We start from the raw sequence: 17681 nt of genomic DNA on the forward strand, positions 1-17681 counted from the left end.
AATGTGGATGTGGATTACGTCATGGCTTATTGCCTGGCAACGGCACCATGACGCTGAGGGTTCAAGCCTGAGGTGGCGTGGGTGTGTGCTGTGTGTGCATGACGGCAAACAGAGTGAACAGAGCACACAAAGCGGCGGTGAGCAGGGGCAAACCGTGCAGACCCAACTGCATGGAGACCCCAGCTAATACCGGGCCCAACAGCGCGCCGATACCCCATGCAACCGACAGTGCGCTGTATACCCCGACCAGTTCGGTGCCGCTGAAACGCTCACCGACCTGAGTCACCACCACCGTATAAATCCCGACAAATACACCGCCCCAGACAAACAACAACCCATACGAAAGCCAGCGCTCAGTGAGTGCCAAGGGCCAGATCAGCGCGCCAACCGCTGAAAGTGCCGACAACACAATGATCAGGCGACGGCGGTCCATGCGGTCGGCGAGCCAGCCAATCGGCAACTGTAGAGCGATTGCGCCAAACAGCAGCATCGACAGCAACCAGGTGGCCTGCTGCACCGGCCAGCCCACGTTGATGGCGTAAATCACCAGCATGTTCATTCCGGCGCTTTCCAGTGCACCGTTCAGTGCGGCCGCCACCAGCGCAAGCGTTGCGATATGCAGATACAGTGAGAGCGGGCGGCCCTTTTCGTGCGCAATCGGGCGGCCATCGGCTTTGATCCCGAGCAGCGAGAGGCCGGCGAGAATTGTAATCAAACTGCCGACAAAGAATGCTGTCGACGACGCATTGCCCAACCAGGACAGAATGAACGGCCCCAGGGCAAATCCCAAAGACAGGCTGGCCACATACATCGCCATCGTTTTTGCCCGGGCCTGCTCGACCGTCGTGTGGTTCAGCCAGGTTTCTGACACCACCATAATGATTTCGCTGAACAGCCCGAGGCCCAGGCGCAATACAAACCAGGTTTCGATGGGTACGAAGGGGAATGCAGCCAACAACACCACCAGCGCGCCCAGCGAAATGGCCAACAACTGTCTGGGACTGAAACGGCGACACAGCATCGGTAGAAATGGCGCGATGGCAAACACACCTACCGCATGCATGGCGGCATTGATGCCAACGTAAACTTCGCTGAAGCCTGCGGTCGTCAACTTGATCGCAATCAAGGGCGCACTCAAACCGTAGCTCAATCCAAAAATCATCACCGTCAAGGTGATGATCAGCTTGTTACGGTTATCAATCACTGCGTTCATCGGCGTCTTCGTTGTATTGATTGGCAGGCGTCTGTCACGTACCCGTACTCAAGGGTTGCGGCGTTGATACCGCCATCGCTCTCTGGATTTCCTTATTTTACGCTCGGTAAGTGTGCGAAACGAATTTCCCTATGTTTTTAATAGCTTCCGACATGCGCTGCACCTCATTTAATTTGACTCTTACCAACACCGGCATCCCGCCACTATTTCAAGTTTCAGGTGATCAGTGGACAGACCTAGCCCTCCAGTATCTCTGCTTGAGTTGTCCGAACTCTCTGACTACGACATCCGCCTGACACCAGCGCCCGAGGTATGGGAATTGCTCCAGGCCGAGATCCTTGCCGATAGCGGAAGCATCCACAACCAGGCGGGCAGGTTCGGATAATCCGCACCTCTCGCGACCAGTAAGGAATCAACATGAGTGCCAAGCAGCCCGACTGGGAGGTGATCGAACGAGCCTCCCGGACAGGGCTCCAGTCATGTCTGAGATCGTCTTGATTCACGTATGCGACACTGTGCTATCTCACTAGGGAATGGAATGTTTACAAATGGTCCAATTGTTAGCGGTGTCCGGAAGCATTCGCGCAGCATCTTCTAACTCCGCACTGCTACGTGCGGCTGAGGTGCTGAGCCCTGAGGGGGTGTCGATCAAGCAGTATCTGGCGGTCGGTCAATTACCGCACTTCGATCCGGACCTGGCTGATGATCCGCCGCAGGTCGTCGCAGAGTTACGGGCTTTGGTGGGTAAGGTAGATGGCATCCTTATTTCGTGCCCTGAGTATGCTCGTGGAATACCTGGTTCTTTCAAGAACGCCTTGGATTGGCTTGTGGCCAGCCATGAGTTTCCTGGTAAGCCGGTTGCACTGTTTAACGCTTCACCTCGTGCGAGTCATGCCCAAGCGGCGCTTCGGTTGGTGCTGAACACCATGTCCGCAATAGTTGTCGAGCCTGCGTCGATAACGGTGAATCTGCTCGCTAAAGGAATGGATGAGGCGGACATCGCAGAGAGCCCAGAGATCAGTAAGCAGATCGTCTCGGCATTGGTTGCATTCAAGAGCCACATTGAGGTCATGCAGGAATCGCGAAGGTGAGCGAATGAACAGGCCTGTGCCTCCCTTCTCACTGCTTGAGCTAACCGATCTGTCCGACTTCGGTATTCCAATCGACTCAACCGGGCGTTCACTGTCAATGCCCCTCATAAGGTTTGGGTGACCGATATCACGTACATCCGGACGTGGCAGGGCTGGTTATATCTGGCCGTCGTACTGGATCTGTATGTTTGCAAAGTGGTCGGCTGGTCAATGAAGCCAACGCTGGGCAAGGAGCTGGCATTGGAGGCATTACTCATGGCGGTATGGCGCCGTAAACCCAAAACCAGAGTCATCGTGCATTCGGATCAGGGTAACCAATATGGCAGTGATGATTGGAAACGTTTTTGTTTGGCCAACCAACTAGAGCCGAGTATGAGCCGCCGAGGAAACTGCAGGGACAATGCCGTGGCGGAGTCTTTTTCAGCAGCCTGAAAAAAGAACGCATTCGCAAGAGGATCTACAAAACCCGTGACATGGCCCGTGCCGATGTATTCGATTACATTGAAGCGTTTTACAACCGAACGCGTCTTCACGGTTATCTGGGCGGCGTCAGTCCTGAGGCCTTCGAAAGTGCCTCACTTTGAGGCTGGAAAATGTCTATGCCCCAATTGATCTGCTTGCCCATATGGGAACACTGGGTACGGTGCAGGCCGTGCATCGCTACCTTGTTCAGAATCATCAGGCGCTTATTGCTGTTCTTCTGCTGGCATGAGTGTGTGGGTGGTGAAGGTCGGTGGAATTATCCTGAGCGTACTGCTGTTTCTGGTAGTGGCATTTGGCACGCTGGACGGCGCATATCACTACGGGATGTCAGTGACGGATGAAGAGTTGCAGTCCCGAAGGAGTCTCGCGACGCAGGCGGCCAACAGTCCTGGGGCCTGGCTGAAGCTGCGGAGCGCGAGAAGGAGCAGACCTAGCAACGATCAATCGACAGGGCGGTGTAAAAACTCCTGCACTGCCGCCGCAATCGCGGCAGCTTCCCGCATAGCCCCGGTGCTTGCCAACGTGCTCAGCGCGCTGATCAAAGAGCTCAATACCTGGCAGTAACTGCTGATCAACGCGGTGCGGGGGGAGTGACGTGCGAGCAGGTCTATGATGGCATTGGCCCGTTTAACGAATGGCCAAGAAGCTCACAAGGTTTACATTACAACCCTGTGAGCTTTCTTTTATTTTTGCGTTCTGGTCGATTTGGCCATTTGTTTCAAGAAGAGCTTGTGCTCGATGGCAAAATTTCCAGTGACTCTCTCATGGTCCGGAACATCTCGCGTGACGACCGACCCCAGCGTTACACTTGCATTTCGTCCAATCGATATCCCCGATGAAATGGTGGCATTCGGACCTATCCATACATCTGACCCCACCTTGACGCTGCCAGCAATCATTGCAGATGCCGCAATTAGGCAGCGTTCACCAATAGTTGAAGAGTGAGCTATATGCACAAGGCAGTCAGTCTTAGTCTGACTGCCAATAACGGTGTCTACCCCAAGAAGCCCCCTGGCTATAGTGTTGTTAGCTCCTATCTCAACGTCCTCACCAATTATTACTCTTCCATCATGCACGACAGAAAGAATGCCTGATTCTGTTCTTTTGTGCTCAAACCCTTCAGCGCCTATTGTTGTGCCCGATCTAATCAAGGCCCCTTTTTTTATTGTCGTGCCGGGTAGAATGGTTACCATTGGTTCTATGGTGACCCCATCTTCTATTGTTACCCCTGTTGGGGATACAAAAGAGCTACTGTGTATGTATGATGTTGGGCTTATGTTGCTCTCTGCCATTGATGAGTTTTTTATTGTTGCATGTGCGTTGTATGCACTATAAAAGTCATATCTTGGCGAGGAGGATATGTATATGGTGAGGTCTGGTCTTTGGGATGTTAAGAGTGATGATATTTCATTGGTGGTAATTACTACTGATATGTTGCTGTTGCTGATCAGATCTCTGGCGAATTTTATAGAGTCGATAAATGTGACTACTTGTTTTGATTTGGAAGACACAAGGCCGAACTCTTTAAAGCTGAATTTGCTTTTGAGTTCGTTATAAAGCTCAGAGTTTACTGATCTGTTTTTATTTGTGTCAAATCCAATCACTTTATGCTCTCCAGTGAAATGCTTTCTGCATCAGAACTCACGATGGACTGAAGGAAGGTTCTAGATCCATGGCCTGTATTCATGAACGAGTCAAGATTTTTTCGTTCTACCTTCATCAGAGATATGCCATTTAATGACGATTTCAAATTTCTGTAATGATCGTTGCTGCAGGAGTTTAGATGTATATGTATTGGGTGGAAGTCATAGATGGATATTTCTCCTGGGAAGAACTCTTTTGACCAGTCAAAATTTGGATTGCTAAATTCTGCATCGTCTTCCCAGTTGTAATTTATTCTGTCAAAGCTGACACCGTCAAAGTTCCAGTTGAAACGTTCAACATGTTTTGCTTTGTGCATTAGGATTGAGGCGTCAAGCTTAAGTTGAGGGAACTCTTTGAATATTTGGTAAAGCATTGGAGAAGACTGAACAAGTGCATGTGTTCTCATGGTTGTTGCGTTGGGTGCATATTTTAGGCAGGTGGTTATGATTTCATGAGTGTTGGCACCTTGAGAGCTTCCAGGCAGAAAGTTTGGGTGAATTCCCAAGTTGTGCCCTTGTCTTTCAATTTCAGAATTTAAATCTGTCTCGTGAGTTGTAAAAAACGTTGCCTTAACGTTTTTTGATTTAAGAATTTCAAGGCAAAGTTCGATAGAAGAGTCAGGGGCCCAGTCTATATCGAAAGTTACGTGAAATTTATTGGCCATCCTTTTCCCCACCTTAAACAGATTTGATTGGTGTTTCTGAGGGCGCAGATTCTGTAGCTATTGAGAGAAAATATAAAGGAAAACATATTGGCACACGCCACTGATGGCGTACGGGTAGCCTCCTGTCAGCGTCATCCTGAAAAATCCCCAGTCATCTGCATGACTCTGGATTTTTATACAGTGTTGAGATTGGTATGTATTTGCTGATCGCCTCTCGCCGAATAAAGGGCATAACGATTCCAAAAGATGAACAGATCAAGGTACTGGACAAAGAGTTGGCGGTGCAAATGGGCGCCAGCCGGTAGTTCAGGATCATCAGACGCGACTCTCATCGTGGCGCGCGGCATGCCCTAAAAAACGCCGAATAGATTGAAGTAAGCCAACCACTTCACCCGTTAATCAGTATTGCAAAAAAGGGGAGTGCCATAGATTTTTGTGCCCGAAATAGGCCTAAAGATGGGGCCTCCCTCGGTTCTGGCGCCGGCGTCTGGTTGGGCGGAGCAGGCTCGAAAGGGGGATAGACACGATCGACACAATACTGGTTGCATGTACAGTATTTTGTTGAGATAGTGTGCTTCACTCTTCGGACGTCCACGGACTGAAGGCCAGCCAGGCGCTGGCTTTGCCCTACATGTTCCGAGTGAGGGCCGTGAGCCTCGAGTCATCGCCTTTGAGCGACATGAAAGCGGAATCCTCCGCGATTAATCATTCGACTCTATAGGTGAACCGATGAATAAAATTATCAGCGTCTCGCTGTTTGGCCTGTTAGCGCTTTTTGCTGTCAGCATGAATGCCTCGGCAGACACTGCCCTGTCATGGAATCTGGCAAGGGATGTAATTCTGGCTAAGGAGACTGCTCCACAAGGCTCTCCTTGGACGTTTATGCAGAATTCTTCCGGAGTGAACAAAGCCGAAAACTACATCCCATTGCCATACTTCAAAGCCGACTCGTGCAATAACCTCCCCGCTACGTGCTGGATGGATCAAGTGTCTGGGGCTCATGTCTCCGTCCACTTGAAACCTTACACCTACACTGCGAACGGCAGCTTTACCATTGCAGCCGGCGACGTGGCGTTTCACCCAGGTCAGAACAGCCAGACGATCATCCGCTGGACGAGCCCCGTGGTAGGCGAGATCAATATTCTTGGTCGGGTCAACAGCATCCACGCTAGCTGTGGTGATGGTGTGGCCTGGTCCTTGAATCTGGGGGACACGGTTCTTCAGTCGGGTAACTTGGTCAGAGGTAACGGCGCAGTGTTCTCGGCCAGCAAAGTGCCTGTCACCAAGTCGTCAGCCATTTACTTGGTGCTCGACAAGAAAGCCAACTACACCTGTGACACAAGCACTATCGATCTGCTCATGACCAAGTAAAAATTCGGTATTCAGTCCTATCAGGTAGTAGCGGCCAGCTCATTGAAAGCCTGGAGCTTCGAACTCATCGCCGTTGAGCGACATGAAAACCGTGTCCTTCGCGACAAAACATCCGACTCAATAGGTGAAAAAATGGAATCAGTAAAACTCGGTGCGTTATTCAAAAACGCCTCGATCTTCGGTACGGCTCAGCTCATTAGCCCTGCTGCTAATGTCAATGGTGTAGTAATCCGTACAGGTGCTTTTTCGGCTAACAGTAGCGGTATCGTGACAACGGGTAATGTTGCCCCAACTGGCGTGGGCGACATTTCAAAACCAATTCTGGCTGCTACCGGTCCAGCCGCGTTGACGCTGCCATACCCGATTACTCTTCCTGCCGGTTACGGGTTGTGGATTTCCACGAGTAATAACGGTAATGCCTACATCACTTACGATCTGTTGTAAGAAAAGATAGAGGGGGAGGCCATGTTTCTTGGCCTACTCATCTACCAGAGGGAAAGACCATTAGACCTATTGCAAGGCCTCGCGAATGTGCGGGGCCTTTGCGTTTTTAGCTCCTCCACACCCATCGCCCTAAGCTGTGTTGTCTGGCTCGGGCCAGTAATCTGAATCACCTGCGCCAAGAAATGTTAGCGACGCGCTGCCAGGGTACGGGTCGTTGCCCTGGGGGAGGGCCAAGCTTGACCAGGGCGCTGCAAACGCATGGCTGCGGGAGCGGGTCGGATGTTGGCGACCTGATTTCTCCGGCAATGAAGTCTGGCGCTTGTAGTGGGCTTTAGTTGAGGTTGTGTTTGCCCAACGCTTGCCCGGGGAGGGTTGAGGCAACAAGCCCGGCGCTGAACCGGGCTTGTCGAGAGGCGGCCCAATCGAGCTACGCAGCGAGTTTAGAGGCGCTCAGGCTTTTCTTGAGGGCGGCCTTCATTACCAGCATTTGCTCACCCAGTTCTTCGAGCTTGGCGTTGCCCAACAGCTTCTTGGCCTGAGGGAACATTTCGCTTTCTTCTTCCCCGATGTGATGCTCCAGCAGCTCCTTCACCACTTTGACGCGCCCCGCGAATTCGGGTTGGGTGGGGTCGGTGTTCTTCAGGTCAGGAAGGACAAGCGAGTCGACGGTCCGATGCTCTTCCTTGGCCTCGTAGTACATTTCGGCCTGTTCCTTATCTCCCGCTTGCTTGAAGGCGGGGTACAGGATCTGTTCTTCGAGTTGAGTGTGGATGGTGATTTCCAGCTCGAGTTTGTCCAGCAGGTCGGTGCGTTTCTTCACTGCTCGGTCAGTCGATTCACTCAACTGAGTCAGGATGGACTTCACCTTTTCATGGTCGGCTTTCAGCAGGTCGATGGCGTTCATTTTTTTGCCTCACGGTCATGGATAGAAGATCGCCGATCTCTGCCGGCACTTCATGAATGTCCCGTTAGTGGCTGCATTGGCCATGCCAGTGGAGCGGATTTTTAAAGCGTCGAGATTTCAATGAGCTACGTATCTGGCTGGCCAATGGACCTCATGCAGACTGCACGAACATGACCTTTACGCAGTGCAGATCACGGTATTGGCGTGGTGTGGACCCTGCACCCAACGTACTGCATCAGCATGCAAGGCATCGCCGACTGCGATGATGGATCAACAGCTCAGCGCCCATGGCGTAGCGCATCAACCACCACCCGAAAGGCTGATGAATGCTCTCGGCAGTGGGGGCGGGCGACCCCTTGCAAAATTGTCAGCTCAGCGCCCTGGAATCTGTTGATATAGCGCGCTTTGTGGCCCTCTAGCCATCAGCAAGGGCGGCGGGTGCTATGCCACGCCGCTCGCAGAGACAGGTCGAAAGAGCGGCAACGCTCGCAGCAAATCAATGGACGGTAGAGCAGTAATGAAACGCAACGTGATGTTGTTGGCCTGGACCTTGGTGCTGGCCGCGCCTGCCTGGGCAGAAGGCAAGCGGATGATCCCGAGCAGCGAGCACGCGACGGGCGGCTACCTCTCGTCGCAGTTGTTGCTCAAGCCTTGTGCGGATGTGGCCGCGCTGGGGTTTGCCGATGACGAAAGTGCACAGCGCAGCGCCGCAGAGGCGCGCAAGGCCCTGCCGGCGGGCACCTGTGAGGATGGGGCCCTGGTGGAGAAGCTGTTCAAGGCGCGGTTTCTGCAGCACGCGGCTATCGCCATGGTCTACACCCCGTGGCAGCTCGACGAGAAGATCGCCCGGCAAGACCGGGCCATCAGTCGATGCCAGGACACCCAGTGCCTGGCGCGGGAGCTGGATGGTGTGATTGCCGCCCTGTCACCGGTGTACCTCGGTGCTCCGCGACAATGGCCCAGGGGCCAGGGGCTGTGTGCAGCCGATCCGGTGGAGACGCCTGCAGGCCAGGTGCTGGCACGGTTGGGTGTGGACTCAAGTCAGGCCATCACGGGCACCTGCGCCGAGGACGAAGTGCTGGCGCTGACCTGCCGCGGCCCCCATGGCAAGTGGTTGTTTGTCAGCTGCGGCATGAGCGGCAATCAGGTCAATTCGAGCCAATGGTTATTCCGGGCGAGCACGGCGCCCCCCCAGCCGTTGCTTGCGGTCGAGGATGGCCCGGTGGCGGTGCTTGAAACGGCCTGCAATGGCCTGCCCGACCTGATGACCAGTGCCCGGGTCAGTGCCGGGGAGCATGACCTGAGTTACTACCGTTACGACGGCAAGGCGTATCGGCAGGTGTATGCCTACAGCATTGAATTCGTGGGCAGCGACGCCAACGGCAACGATCTGCTCATCGCCCGAGGTGGGGCAAAGACTCGGGTGGTTTGCCGCTAGCGCTGCAAGGGGCAGGCCGGTTGACCATGGATTGTCAGCGGCCTGCTCTGGTGGCCGTTACTCGGGGCGGCTGACTAACGCCCTGCAGCCTCCGGTTGCGCCTGCAGCAATTCGTCGAGCACCCCCATGAAGGCTTCCACCAATTGGCTGCGCCCCTGCTTGCGGGTCAGTACCAGCAGTTGCGCCGTGGCGCCGGGGTCCGTCAGCGGCCGGTAGGTCACGCCTTTCTTGGCCAGGGTCTGGGTGCAGCGGGGCACCAGGGCAATGCCCTGGCCGGCGGCGACCAGGGCGATGATCGAGGTGATCTGCCGGCCGCTGGGGCCCGGCCGCAGCGGCAGGCCGTTACGCCGGTAGAGTTGTTCGATCGCCTCGTTGAGCCCCGAACCGTAGTCCGCGGGAAACAGGATCAGCGGGTGTTCGCTGAGCTCGGCCAGGGTCACCTGATCCTGGGCGGCCAGGGGACTGTCGCTGGAGATGGCCGCCACCAAGGGTTCGTCCCCCAGGGACAGGGCCTGGATTTCGCTCTGTTCGCTGGGAGGCTGCATACGGCTCATGCCGATATCGATTCGTCCATCGACGATCTGCGACCACTGGCTGACCGAGGCACCTTCCACCAGGGTCAACTGTACGTCCGGGAAGCGCTGGGCGAAGGCCTGGATCGCCTGGCTGAACAGGTCCGACAGGGCGATCGAGCTGGCGTAGCCCAGGGCCAGTTGCCCGGCGCAGCCCTTGGCCAGCTTGCTGGCCATGACCTGGGTCAGGTCCACCTGCTCCAGCACAGCCCGGGCGTAAGGCAAAAAGTGCCGGCCCTGGGCGGTGAGCGAGACGGTGCGACTGGTGCGGTCGAACAGGCGAAACCCCAGCTCGGCTTCCAGTGCCGAAATCTGCCGGGTCAGCGGCGGTTGCGCGAGGTGCAGGCGCAGGGCGGCACGGCCAAAGTGCAGCTCCTCGGCGACAGTCAGAAAGTAACGCAATTTGCGTAGATCGAGCATCCGGTTCCCTGGGTATTGATCGGTCGTAAATCGGTATTGGTCTTGGAGTTGCGGCGTATTTTATAAAGGCCTTTCGTCATAAAACGAGAGGTTTCATGAATTCGCGCCAGCATTGTGCCCGCATCGCCCTGTTTTTGTGCGGTTGTGCGGCCTTTCTCAACCTGTATGCAACCCAGGGCATTCTCCAGGAGTTCGCCCAGAGCTTTCAGGTGAGCATCAGGGAAGCCGGCTGGAGCATCACCGTGACCACCCTGGCAGTGGCCATTACCGCGCCCTTTGTCAGCCGTTTCACGGGCCGTTTCCAGCAGCGCTCGGTGATCGTCCTGGCCTCCCTGTTGCTGGCGCTGCCGGCGCTGCTGGCGGCCTGTGCCGGCAGCTTCGCCCAGTTGCTGGTCTGGCGCTTCATCGAAGGCATGCTGATCCCGGTGGTGTTCGCCACCAGCGTGGCCTACATCGGCGATCGCTGGAGCGGCGGCACCGTCACCGAAGTCACCAGCCTCTACGTGGCCGGCACCGTGCTGGGCGGTTTCGCCGGACGCTTCGTCACCGGTTTCATGACCGAATACGTCGGCTGGCGCGAGGCCTTCGCCCTGTTGGCCGGCCTGAGCCTGCTGATCGGCGTGGCCATCCATTTCCTGTTGCCGGCCAATGCGCCAGTGGTCAGCACAAGCGCCCAGAACCGCGTGCGAGCCCTGCGCGAGCTGTGCCGCCGGCCCTTGCTGGCGGCCTATGGCGTGGGCTTCTGCGTGCTGTTCTCCCAGGTGGCCACCTTTACCTACGCCGGGCTCTACCTCAGCCTGCCGCCCTTCGACCTGGGCGCCGCGGCGCTGGGGGCCATCTACAGCGTATTCCTGCTGGCACTGGTGGTGATTCCCATCGCCGGTCGCCTGAGCAAGTCCCGGCCCCAGGCCGAGTTGCTCAAGGTTGCGGCCCTGCTCGGAGTCGGCGGCTCGGCCCTGACCCTGTTGCCTTCCCTGTGGCTGATCGTGCTGGGCCTGGCCTTGAGTTCCACCGGGGTATTCCTGGCCCAGGCCGCCGCCAACTCCTTTACCACCGCCACCGCCCGCCACAACAAGGCCGGGGCGGTGGGGCTGTACCTGACGTTCTACTACCTGGGAGGCAGTTTCGGCGCTGTGGTCCCGGCACTGCTCTGGAGCCATTGGGGCTGGCAGGGCTGTGTGGCGCTGATCGTGGTCTTCCAACTGCTGTCGCTGCTGATTGCCTGGGGCGGCTGGAAGCCCCTCGAACCCGAAGCACCGGTTGCCGATCCCAGGCCGGTGAACCCCCTAGATTCATCATCCAACAAGGAATACGTGAGGTGACCATGAATAACGTACTGACCCGGCAGAGCCAGTTGTTGAAGATCGTCGAACCTGTGTTGAACGACATGCCGGCCAGTGTCTTGAAGCATGCGCTGTTCGAGGCGTTCTGGAGCGAAGAGAACGCCCTGGTGGACATCGAGAATGCCTTCGAGAAGCTCACCTCGCGCCGCCACGTGCCTGCCGTGCTGCGCAAGTTCTTCGCCAGCTGGTCGAAGACCAACAATTCCGCCACCAGCGTTTCCGGCCTGGCCAACCGCATCACCTTGCTGGCCCGCTCGGGGCAGGGCTCGGAAGCCGCCGACGGCCTCTATCGCGCCTGTGGCAGCCTGCAGCGCATTACCGATGAAGACCTCGGCGCCCTGGGCAACACCCTGCATTCGGACCTGTTCTACAACATGGCGACGCCCATTTGCGGCGACGACCAGTGGCTGCTCAAGGAAAACTGCCTGCCCTCGGCGCAAGCCTTCAAGGACTGGACCGACTTTCGCCGTCTGCGCGATCGCGACCTGCTCCAGGGCCTGCTGACCACCCTGATCCACGAGGTCTATACCCACGGTGAAGTGGAGTTCATCCACCCGCTGTACAAGCAATGGTTCGTCCGCGACATGGGCGTACCGGCGGAAAAGGCCCGCACCACCGTGGCCTGGGTCACGGTGCACACCGGCGGCACCGAGAGCAATCACTTCGCCCATGCGGTGGCGGCGGTCGAGGGGTTCGTCGATGCCATGCAGGTGCGTGTCGACCCCCACGCGGCGCGGGAGATCTTCTGCGAATACCTGCAGCGCAAGGCCCGGGTGATGCGCGACTGCACTCAACTGTTGCGCTGATGGCGTGCGGCCCGGCCCTGGCAACGGGGCTGGTGGCCGGCCCAGGCTTGCCTATCCTGTGACTGATCCTATCCCTTCCACCTCGCAGCCTGCCCCCAAGATGAATGACCTGAAACACAGCGCCTCCCTGGAGGCCTCGCCGGCCAGCGACACCTCGGTACGCCGCCGCTCCCTGGTGGCCGGTTGCAGTGCTCATGCGGTACACGACGGCCTCACCGATGTGATCTACGTGCTGCTGCCGATCTGGCAGGCGCAGTTCGCCATGAGCTATGCCCAGATCGGCCTGTTGCGCGGGGTCTATTCCGGGATGATGGCCGGGTTCCAACTGCTGGCCAGCCGTGCCGCCAAGCGCTGGGGACGCGAGCGCCTGCTGGTGGGCGGTACGGCCCTGGCCGGGCTGGCCTACCTGCTGGCGGGGCAGGCCGGGGGCTTGAGCGTGTTGCTCCTGGCCCTGCTGCTGGGCGGCCTGGGGGCCAGTACCCAGCATCCGCTGGCGTCTTCCTTGATCACCGACACCCATGAAGCCGGAGGCGGGGTCAAGGAGGCCCTGTCCCAGTACAACTTTGCCGGGGACATCGGCAAGACCCTGATCCCCGGTCTGGTGGGCCTGTTGCTGACGGTGATCAGCTGGCGCGCCAGTGTCACTCTGATCGGCCTCCTGGGGCTGGCCGCCGCGCTGTTGCTGTGGTGGCTGATTCCCTCTCGGGCCGTCACCGCGGCCATGAGCGAGAAGGCGCCCAAGGCGGTCAAGGGGCAAGGCTCCGCCAGCGGGATGCGCGCGTTGATCCTCACCGGCACCCTGGACAGTGCGGTGCGCATGGGTTTTCTGACCTTCCTGCCGTTTCTGCTCAAGGCCAAGGGCGCCGGCACCGCCGGCATCGGCCTGGCCCTGACCCTGCTGTTTGTCGGTGGCGCCTTCGGCAAGTTGCTGTGCGGTTACCTGGGGGCGCGCATCGGCATGATGAAGACGGTGTGGATCACCGAGTTCACCACCGCCAGCCTGATCGTGCTGGCGGTATTTCTGCCCTACAACGGCCTGATGCTGATGTTGCCCTTGCTGGGCCTGGCCCTGAACGGCACCTCCTCGGTGCTGTATGGCGCGGTGCCGGACCTGGCGGGGGCTGGCAAGCGCGAGCAGGCGTTCTCGTTGTTCTATACCGGCACCATCGGTGGCGGGGCGCTGGCTCCGGTGCTGTTCGGCAGCCTGGGGGACGTCACCGGGATACCCCTGGCGGTGATGGCCCTGTCCGCCACGCTGCTGCTGACGCTGCCCCTGTCCTGGTATGTGCAGCGCGGCCTGGACGCGGATGCCCGGTCATTGTCCAGCCCTGGCTGACGCTCGCTGTCGTCCCTTGAATCATCAGGCCCGGGGCTGTTCTGTCCGGGCCTGATGCGTTCTGCGCTCGGGGTCGCGGCAGGGGCCTCGCAGCCATCAGATATTTCTTACTTTTGCAGTATCAATCACGACGCAAACGGTATTGGCCGGACATTCTGACTGTCATCAGAATGTAAGAAGACCTGGCTGGAGCCCTCAGCCAGGTTGGCTGCGCAGGGTGTTTCCCGAATCCGGGGCGCCTTGTTTCCAGATCGTTTTCGCAGGTAAGAACATGAATAACAGCGAAGCCACTGCAAGCCGATTTTCCTTGTCCAAGCGTGCCCTGGGCCTCAGTGCCCCCGGTACGTCCAGCATGCGCAGCAAAGCCAACGCCTTGAAGGAAAGCGGGGTCAAGGTGATCAACTTCGCCGCCGGCGAATTGTCCTTCGACGCCTGCCAGGACATGCGCACCGGGGCCATCGAAGCCATCGAGAACGCGCGCAATCGCTACACCCCGCCCATTGGCCTGCCGGCCCTGCGGGAAAAGCTTGCCCAGCGGGTCAGCCAGCGCACCGGCGTGGCCTTCGCGGCCAATGAAGTGGCAGTGACCGCCGGGGCCAAGCAGGCCCTGTACAACGCCTGCATGGTGCTGCTCAACCCCGGTGACGAGGTGATTGTGCCGACCCCGTACTGGGAAACCTTTCCCACCCAGATCCGCCTGGCGGGCGCCACGCCCGTGTTGGTCGAGACCCGTGGCGACGACTACCGGCTGACGCTCGAGGCGGTGCAGGGGGCGCTGACCGAGCGCACCCGGATGATCGTCATCAACACTCCCAACAACCCCACGGGCACCGTCTATCAACGCGAGCAACTGCTGGCGATCGCCCAACTGGCCTTCCATCAGGGGCTCTGGGTGATGTTCGACGAGTGCTATCGCGGCCTGGTGCGCGAACCCCATGCGCATCACAACATCCTGTCACTGTTCCCGGCGCTGAAACCGCAGACCGTGCTGATCGACTCCTTTTCCAAGAGCCAGGCGGTGACCGGCTGGCGGGTGGGCTACGCCTGCGCCCCGGCCGCGGTGATTGCCGCGATGCACAATCTGCAGGGCCACACCACCTCCAACCCCAGCAGCCTGTCCCAATACGCCGCGCTCAACACCCTGACCGCCGATTCATCCCAGTTCGCCGCCGAGGTCAATCCGTTCCTGCAACGGCAGTTGCATGCCGCCCGCACGTACCTGGATCGCCTGGAGGGCATCAGCTATGCGCCGCCAGAAGGGGCCTTCTATCTCTACCTGGATATCTCCTCGCGGCTGGGGGGCTACTACCGGGGCGAGCAGGTCCGGGATGTGGAGCACCTGGCCGACCTGCTGCTGACCGAGGCGCATATCGCCGTGGTCCCGGGGTCGGGTTGTGGCGACCCCCACTGCATCCGGATTTCCTACGCCGTCGAGTACCAGGAGTTGATCGAGGGCCTGGGCCGCTTCACCCAGTTCATGTCGGCCATCGTCATGGATTGAAGGCGCTTCAAGTCGCCCATCGTTGCACCGTCATCACCGCTGTTCCCGAGCCCCTCAGGTGGCCTGGGTGGCGTCGCTCGTCTTGCTGTCCGTGAAGTGAACAATAAATACAGGAGAGAAACATGGAGAGTTCCCGCAAAGCGTTCATCGGCTACGTGCACCAGGCATTGGTGGATGTCGAAGACCGGAATCTGGTGGAGGCACTGCTGACCGGCTTTGAAAGCCATCCCGACAAGCTGGACGGTTACTGCCAGACCTACCAGCGCATGACGTCCAGCAGGTGGTCCGAGGATTCGCTGTGCACCTTCTTCTGCGGCTGGCGCAGCCCCGATGGCGCGGCCCACGCCGTGTCCAGCATCATCGTGCGGCTGTTGCAGGAGTCCGAGGACCTGCCCGGCGACGACAACAAGCTCAAGCTGCTGGAGGCCGCCCGGCATTGCGGCGAGATCATCGTCGAAGACGTCGGCCTCGGCGAAATGCACGGCCATCCCCACCATTCCAAGCTGTACCACCGCATGGCCTCGGCCATCTGCGGCTCCGACAACTGGCGTTTGCAGGACAAGTACCTGAACCCCATCACCAAGGAGTTCTCCACCTGGGTCGGGGAGAAGCGCCCACTGGCGCCGAACCTGGTGGAAGCCCTGGAGATGATGGCCCTGACCGAGCTGTTCAACACCGGCGAATACAACCTCATGACGCCGCTGTGGAAGAACTGGCTGCGCGAATCCTGCGGTTATCCGGCGGGGGAGGCCAACCGCATCGCCGGCTTCCTCAGCGTCCACTGCGGCGCCGTCGAGGCCCGGCATTTCCGTCACGCCACCGACGCCCTGAAGCTCTACACCCAGGCCACCGGCCAGCAGATCAACTACCGGCGCATCGCCGCGCTCTCCGACGAGTACGTGGTCCGGGCCTGTGCGCACCTGGAAAAGATGGCCTCCGTGCTCAAGGCATAGGGCACCTGCGAACCACGCCGGGCGCGGTGACGGCCCGGCGTCCCATGACTGATCGCGCTGCATAGCAAAGACTGGAGAACCATGAACATGCGTCTTGAATCCGACTCGATGGGTTCCATTTCCGTACCGTCCAACAAGTACTGGGGCGCCCAGACCGAGCGCTCCATCCTCAACTTCCCCATTGGCCGTTCGCGCTTCCAGTGGGGCGCGCCGATGATCCGTGCCATGGGCATCCTGAAAAAGGCCGCGGCCCTGGCCAACCTCAAGCTTGGCGAACTGCCTGAAGCCATCGCGCTGCCCATCGTCAAGGCGGCGGACGAAGTCATCAGCGGGCAGTTGGACGAACACTTCCCGCTGGTGGTGTTCCAGACCGGCTCCGGCACCCAGTCCAACATGAACGCCAACGAAGTGATCGCCAACCGGGCCATCGAGATGCTCGGCGGCGAAGTGGGCAGCAAGAAGCCGGTTCATCCCAACGACCACGTCAACCGTGGGCAGTCGTCCAACGACACCTTTCCCACGGCCATGTACATGGTGGTGGTGACGGAAATCTTCGAAACCCTGCTGCCCGGTGTGGCAACCCTGCGAGACACCCTGTTCGAGAAATCCGAGCAGTATCGCGACGTGGTCAAGGTCGGCCGGACCCACCTGCAGGACGCCACGCCCATCACCCTCGGCCAGGAAATCGGCGGCTGGGTCGAGCAGATCGACTACGCCCTGGGGGCCATCGAACTCAACCTCGGCGGCCTCTACGACCTGGCCATCGGCGGCACGGCGGTGGGCACCGGGCTCAACTCCCATCCGCAGTTCGGCGACGAGTGCGCGCGAATCATCGCCGAGCTCACCGGCTACCCGTTCAAGTCCTGCGCCAACAAGTTCTTCGCCCTGTCGGCCCATGACGCGCTGATCAACACCTCGGCGGCGATCCGCACCCTGGCCATGGCCCTGATGAAGATCGCCAACGACGTGCGCTGGCTGGCCAGCGGACCGCGCTGCGGCATCGGCGAGATCGACATCCCCGAGAACGAGCCGGGCTCCTCGATCATGCCGGGCAAGGTCAACCCGACCCAGTGCGAGGCGCTGACCATGGTCTGTGCCCAGGTCTTCGGCAACGACGCCAGCGTGGCCTTCGCCGGCAGCCAGGGCAATTTCCAGCTCAACGTCTACAAGCCGGTGATGGTGCACAACGTGCTGGAAAGCATCACCTTGCTGGCCGAATCCTGCCGCGCCTTCAACGACCATTGCGCGGTGGGCATCGAACCGAACCGGGCGCGGATCGAGGCCAACATCGAGAAGAACCTGATGCTGGTGACCGCCCTCAACCGGCACATCGGCTACGACAAGGCGGCCATCATCGCCAAGACCGCCCACCACGAGGGCAAGTCCCTGCGGGAGGTGGCGCAACAGCTGGGCTACGTTTCGGCCGCGGATTTCGACCGCTATGTGGTGGCCCTGGACATGACCCACCCCTGACCCCAGGACCCGCAGCCAACCCGCT

Annotated in this window: 15 protein-coding genes and 2 pseudogenes; 12 read left to right on the forward strand and 5 right to left on the reverse strand. The window is 58.8% G+C overall.

Translation table 11 applies throughout. The features are described from left to right. Positions 1-61 precede the first annotated feature (61 nt). On the reverse strand, positions 62-1240 hold the full coding sequence (locus tag ACSSVC_RS14710; protein ID WP_492612566.1) for an MFS transporter: 1179 nt from the start codon (positions 1238-1240) through the stop codon (positions 62-64). Between the two features lie 199 nt (positions 1241-1439). Here ACSSVC_RS14710 and ACSSVC_RS14715 point away from each other — a divergent pair. The 3 genes and pseudogenes from ACSSVC_RS14715 to ACSSVC_RS14725 form a co-directional block, all read left to right on the forward strand. Then, positions 1440-1580: pseudogene (locus ACSSVC_RS14715) on the forward strand (putative metallopeptidase); the annotation flags it as partial. Positions 1581-1761: 181 nt separating this feature from the next. Beyond that, on the forward strand, positions 1762-2304 hold the full coding sequence (locus ACSSVC_RS14720) for an NADPH-dependent FMN reductase (protein WP_346631668.1): 543 nt from the start codon (positions 1762-1764) through the stop codon (positions 2302-2304). Between the two features lie 69 nt (positions 2305-2373). Continuing rightward, positions 2374-2888, forward strand: a pseudogene (locus ACSSVC_RS14725) (IS3 family transposase); the annotation flags it as partial. 582 nt (positions 2889-3470) lie between these two features. On the opposite strand, the gene ACSSVC_RS14730 reads toward ACSSVC_RS14725, so the two are convergent. Both ACSSVC_RS14730 and ACSSVC_RS14735 read right to left on the reverse strand, forming a co-directional pair. Then, entirely contained in the window at positions 3471-4391 is a 921-nt protein-coding gene (locus tag ACSSVC_RS14730) for a UDP-3-O-(3-hydroxymyristoyl)glucosamine N-acyltransferase (RefSeq protein WP_492612444.1), read from the reverse strand. Then, complete coding sequence (locus ACSSVC_RS14735) at positions 4388-5095, reverse strand: polysaccharide deacetylase WbmS family protein (RefSeq protein WP_346631666.1); 708 nt, start codon at positions 5093-5095, stop codon at positions 4388-4390. The genes ACSSVC_RS14730 and ACSSVC_RS14735 overlap by 4 nt, the downstream gene beginning before the upstream one ends. Positions 5096-5824: 729 nt before the next feature. Here ACSSVC_RS14735 and ACSSVC_RS14740 point away from each other — a divergent pair. Together ACSSVC_RS14740 and ACSSVC_RS14745 are read left to right on the forward strand one after the other, a co-directional pair. Then, a complete protein-coding gene (locus ACSSVC_RS14740; protein ID WP_492612445.1) occupies positions 5825-6466 on the forward strand; it encodes a hypothetical protein in 642 nt (213 codons plus the stop codon). A 42-nt stretch (positions 6467-6508) separates the two neighbouring features. Next, positions 6509-6910, forward strand: coding sequence for a hypothetical protein (locus ACSSVC_RS14745; RefSeq protein ID WP_492612446.1), 402 nt, complete (start codon positions 6509-6511; stop codon positions 6908-6910). A 427-nt stretch (positions 6911-7337) separates the two neighbouring features. Here the strand turns inward: ACSSVC_RS14745 and ACSSVC_RS14750 are convergent, their stop codons facing one another. Next, complete coding sequence (locus ACSSVC_RS14750) at positions 7338-7814, reverse strand: PA2171 family ribosome-binding persister protein (RefSeq protein WP_346631663.1); 477 nt, start codon at positions 7812-7814, stop codon at positions 7338-7340. Positions 7815-8331: 517 nt separating this feature from the next. On the opposite strand from ACSSVC_RS14750, the gene ACSSVC_RS14755 reads away from it, so the two are divergent. Continuing rightward, on the forward strand, positions 8332-9252 hold the full coding sequence (locus ACSSVC_RS14755; RefSeq protein WP_492612447.1) for a hypothetical protein: 921 nt from the start codon (positions 8332-8334) through the stop codon (positions 9250-9252). Positions 9253-9326: 74 nt separating this feature from the next. Here ACSSVC_RS14755 and ACSSVC_RS14760 read toward each other — a convergent pair whose 3' ends face one another. Then, complete coding sequence (locus ACSSVC_RS14760; RefSeq protein WP_404939082.1) at positions 9327-10244, reverse strand: LysR family transcriptional regulator; 918 nt, start codon at positions 10242-10244, stop codon at positions 9327-9329. A gap of 95 nt (positions 10245-10339) precedes the next feature. On the opposite strand from ACSSVC_RS14760, the gene ACSSVC_RS14765 reads away from it, so the two are divergent. From ACSSVC_RS14765 to fumC, 6 genes are all read left to right on the forward strand, one after another. Continuing rightward, positions 10340-11566, forward strand: coding sequence for an MFS transporter (locus ACSSVC_RS14765; RefSeq protein ID WP_492612448.1), 1227 nt, complete (start codon positions 10340-10342; stop codon positions 11564-11566). Between the two features lie 2 nt (positions 11567-11568). Continuing rightward, positions 11569-12393, forward strand: a complete 825-nt coding sequence (locus ACSSVC_RS14770) for a hypothetical protein (protein ID WP_492612449.1) — start codon at positions 11569-11571, stop codon at positions 12391-12393. 100 nt (positions 12394-12493) lie between these two features. Further along, the gene (locus tag ACSSVC_RS14775) at positions 12494-13729 is read left to right on the forward strand and encodes an MFS transporter (protein ID WP_346631658.1); all 1236 of its coding nucleotides are present in this window, start codon (positions 12494-12496) and stop codon (positions 13727-13729) included. Between the two features lie 271 nt (positions 13730-14000). Beyond that, a complete protein-coding gene (locus ACSSVC_RS14780) occupies positions 14001-15230 on the forward strand; it encodes an aminotransferase class I/II-fold pyridoxal phosphate-dependent enzyme (protein ID WP_346631657.1) in 1230 nt (409 codons plus the stop codon). A 122-nt stretch (positions 15231-15352) separates the two neighbouring features. Then, the gene (locus tag ACSSVC_RS14785) at positions 15353-16183 is read left to right on the forward strand and encodes a hypothetical protein (protein ID WP_346631656.1); all 831 of its coding nucleotides are present in this window, start codon (positions 15353-15355) and stop codon (positions 16181-16183) included. Between the two features lie 87 nt (positions 16184-16270). Next, complete coding sequence (gene fumC / locus ACSSVC_RS14790; protein WP_404939953.1) at positions 16271-17656, forward strand: class II fumarate hydratase; 1386 nt, start codon at positions 16271-16273, stop codon at positions 17654-17656. Positions 17657-17681 lie beyond the last annotated feature (25 nt).

The organism is Pseudomonas sp. E1BtOHC1 (assembly GCF_058744285.1).

Bases quoted from the DNA above. Each gene is read 5' to 3' on its own strand.
- ACSSVC_RS14720 (WP_346631668.1), top strand. From the start codon at position 1,762: ATGGTCCAATTGTTAGCGGTGTCCGGAAGCATTCGCGCAGCATCTTCT.
- ACSSVC_RS14735 (WP_346631666.1), bottom strand. From the start codon at position 5,095: ATGGCCAATAAATTTCACGTAACTTTCGATATAGACTGGGCCCCTGAC.
- ACSSVC_RS14740 (WP_492612445.1), top strand. From the start codon at position 5,825: ATGAATAAAATTATCAGCGTCTCGCTGTTTGGCCTGTTAGCGCTTTTT.
- ACSSVC_RS14750 (WP_346631663.1), bottom strand. From the start codon at position 7,814: ATGAACGCCATCGACCTGCTGAAAGCCGACCATGAAAAGGTGAAGTCC.
- ACSSVC_RS14755 (WP_492612447.1), top strand. From the start codon at position 8,332: ATGAAACGCAACGTGATGTTGTTGGCCTGGACCTTGGTGCTGGCCGCG.
- ACSSVC_RS14760 (WP_404939082.1), bottom strand. From the start codon at position 10,244: ATGCTCGATCTACGCAAATTGCGTTACTTTCTGACTGTCGCCGAGGAG.
- ACSSVC_RS14765 (WP_492612448.1), top strand. From the start codon at position 10,340: ATGAATTCGCGCCAGCATTGTGCCCGCATCGCCCTGTTTTTGTGCGGT.
- ACSSVC_RS14770 (WP_492612449.1), top strand. From the start codon at position 11,569: ATGAATAACGTACTGACCCGGCAGAGCCAGTTGTTGAAGATCGTCGAA.
- ACSSVC_RS14775 (WP_346631658.1), top strand. From the start codon at position 12,494: ATGAATGACCTGAAACACAGCGCCTCCCTGGAGGCCTCGCCGGCCAGC.
- ACSSVC_RS14780 (WP_346631657.1), top strand. From the start codon at position 14,001: ATGAATAACAGCGAAGCCACTGCAAGCCGATTTTCCTTGTCCAAGCGT.
- ACSSVC_RS14785 (WP_346631656.1), top strand. From the start codon at position 15,353: ATGGAGAGTTCCCGCAAAGCGTTCATCGGCTACGTGCACCAGGCATTG.
- fumC (WP_404939953.1), top strand. From the start codon at position 16,271: ATGCGTCTTGAATCCGACTCGATGGGTTCCATTTCCGTACCGTCCAAC.